Genomic DNA, 428 nt, shown 5'->3' with positions numbered 1-428 from the left:
AATACGGTCAACTGCAGCATTAGGAAAACCAATAAATTTAGAAAGATAAAGTTTATCAGATTCCGACAGATAATCGGACACTTTTTCTTCCAAAAATTCAGAGCCCCCTATCATATTCTCACAGGCAATAATATCTAACGGGCTCTGAACCTTTTCTTCCTTACGTTTCTGAAGTCCTTTTGCAATAAGCTCAGCAATATAAGGCAAGACATTAGGACCAATCGCTGTTGTTAGAATATCAGCTTTTGCAATTGCTTCAATGACTGCCTCAGGATTCTCACTATTGTTAATACCAGAGACAGCTTTTACAGAAATTTTTTCATGTTCACTACTTGCAATCCCAATTTCATAGGAATGCCGATTATTAAGTTCGTCAATTATAGATTTATTTGTGTCAACAAAGTGAATATCAAATCCATTTTTACTCA

1 protein-coding gene is annotated in these 428 nt (G+C 35.0%); it reads right to left on the bottom strand.

Annotated elements, in window-relative coordinates:
* A partial coding sequence (locus tag EAS64_RS48135; RefSeq protein ID WP_222850051.1) for a mannitol dehydrogenase family protein occupies positions 1-428 on the bottom strand: 428 nt, incomplete at both ends.

The sequence above is a fragment of the Trebonia kvetii genome (genome assembly GCF_007827045.1).
In the GTDB taxonomy this organism is placed as follows: Bacteria; Actinomycetota; Actinomycetes; order Streptosporangiales; family Streptosporangiaceae; genus Trebonia; species Trebonia kvetii.
The sequence above is the reverse complement of the archived record's forward strand: the minus strand, read 5'-3'. Positions and strand labels throughout refer to the sequence as shown.